The organism is Methanospirillum sp., from assembly GCF_035406105.1.
GTDB lineage: Archaea > Halobacteriota > Methanomicrobia > Methanomicrobiales > Methanospirillaceae > Methanospirillum.
On sequence record NZ_DAONKG010000304.1, the window covers coordinates 1 to 2,181 of the forward strand.

Sequence of the window (2,181 nt, forward strand, 5' to 3'; positions counted from 1 at the left end):
AGGACGACCGGTGGTTGCGTGTGATGTCGGCGGGTTACATGAGAATATTGAGTCATATCGGGATGGTATAAAAGTCCCAGTCTCGGCTGACCGGTTAGCAGAAGGTATATGCCAGGCCCTTGAAGATACAAATCGTCTCTCAAGGTTTGGCAGAACCGGACGATCCAAGGTGTACCGGCAGTTCAGATGGGAAGGTATTGCGCAGAGACTTGACCATATGTATGGGACAGTCTGCAGCTGACCTGCATCTCCTTTTCTTTTACACCGAACCATTGAGATTTTTATTCCTCCATCATAATCTCTGAGCATGAGATCAAAGCCGGCTCCTATGAACCAGGAATCATACGACGTCTATAATCCTGCTGATGGAAGTCTTGTCGGCAGCGTTCCTGCAGGAACATATGATGATGTGAATAATGCGGTCAGTATCGCATGGGAAGCCTTCAGGTCCTGGTCTCAAACCGATCCCCTTGACCGGTCAAAACTCCTCTTTTCAGCAGCTCAGCTTATACGGGCTGATCAAAAAGATCTTGCCCGCCTGCTTACCAGGGAACAGGGAAAACCACTGCGTGAATCGTTGAATGAGGTGGCAGGATTTGCCCGGGTACTCGAGTATTATGCTTCAATATCCGGCACGATGCATGGTGACTATGGGTTGAGTAAAAATTATGGGCACATGATGGTCATGCGACAGCCACTCGGTGTATGTGCGGCCATCATCCCCTGGAATATGCCGGTCCTCATTATGGGGTGGAAGATTGGGCCGGTGCTTGCTACCGGAAATACGATGATCGTTAAACCATCTACGACCGCTCCCCTGACCTGTAAAGCCTTGGCAGGATATTTGTACCGTGTTGGTGTTCCTGAATCAGTCCTCCAGCTGGTCACCGGATCTGGAGAGGTGGTAGGAGAGGCACTTGCCAGACATCCGGATATCAGATCACTCTCATTCACCGGTGCTGTATCGACAGGCATTCAGGTTGCAGAGCATGCAGCAAAAACCTTCAAGAAGACCATCCTTGAACTTGGCGGGAGTGATGCCATGATCGTCTGCAGGGATGCGGACCTTGAAGCGGCAGCGAAAGGAGCAGTTTCAGGCAGGTTCTTTAATTGTGGCCAGACCTGTACTGCAATAAAAAGGGTATTTGTTGATACCAAGATCTATGCACCCTTTGTCCAGCGTGTCAGGGAACTGGCCGGTGCACTTCAGGTTGGAAACGGGCTTACACCAGGTGTGGATATAGGGCCGGTTCATACCAAAAGACAACGGGATACAATCCATTCCCTGGTGCAGGAGACAGTAAATAACCAGCTGGGCACCGTCATGTCCGGGGGGGAGATACCAGATTCTAACCCCTACACTATGGGTTCTTTTTATCCTCCAACCATCCTCACTGATGTCGATCCTGATGCGCCGGTCATGCGTGAAGAAGTATTCGGTCCCGTTCTTCCAATATCAGGATTTGACTCCATATCTGACGCAATTGAGCGTGCGAACGCAACACGGTTTGGTCTTGGTGCATCAGTATGGACCCATGACATGAGAATAATATCGCGGGCGACCCAGGAGCTTGATGCCGGTATTGTCTGGGTGAACCAGCACCTGAGAATACCTCCTGAAGTACCCTTCGGAGGTGTCAAGTCATCTGGTCTTGGGCGGGAAAACGGCCGGTATGCCCTCTTCCATTATCTGGAAGAGAAGACCATTCTCATTCATCCATGAGTACCATGACACCTCGACAGGTCGGAGTTCATGTATCCATAGCCGGGTCATTAGTACATGCCTTTGACCGGGCTAGAGAGCGGGGATGTGACTGCTTTCAGATATTTACCAAAAATCCACGGGGCTGGAAGGCGAAACCAATCGAAACCCAGGATTCTGATGCCTTTGTTCACGAAAGCGAAAAGTTCAGACCTGGAATAGTATTTGCTCATATCTCCTATCTCCCCAATCTTGCCGGAGACAATTCTGCAATGTATGAGAAGTCGATCGATGCGTTAAGGATGGAACTTGACCGATGTCAGGCCCTCCACATTCCTTATCTTATCACTCATCTGGGACATGCCGGAGATGACCATGCGCACGGAAAGGCACGGGTTGTTCGGGCAATTGACACCGCACTTGAAGGTAGAGAACCGGGGACCATGCTTCTTCTTGAAAATACCGCAGGAGAGAAGCAT

The 2,181-nt window shown here is 50.3% G+C and carries 3 protein-coding genes; all 3 read left to right on the top strand.

The features are described 5' to 3' along the window. On the top strand, positions 1–241 hold a 241-nt coding region (locus PLA23_RS12755; protein WP_324475429.1), incomplete at its 5' end, for a glycosyltransferase. An 87-nt stretch (positions 242–328) separates the two neighbouring features. After that, entirely contained in the window at positions 329–1,723 is a 1,395-nt protein-coding gene (locus tag PLA23_RS12760; protein ID WP_324475430.1) for an aldehyde dehydrogenase family protein, read from the top strand. A gap of 5 nt (positions 1,724–1,728) precedes the next feature. Beyond that, positions 1,729–2,181 (top strand): TIM barrel protein (locus PLA23_RS12765; RefSeq protein ID WP_324475431.1); only part of this gene is annotated, 453 nt, incomplete at its 3' end.

Coding starts and splice junctions, on each gene's coding strand:
- PLA23_RS12760 (WP_324475430.1), top strand. CDS start 329: ATGAACCAGGAATCATACGACGTCTATAATCCTGCTGATGGAAGTCTT.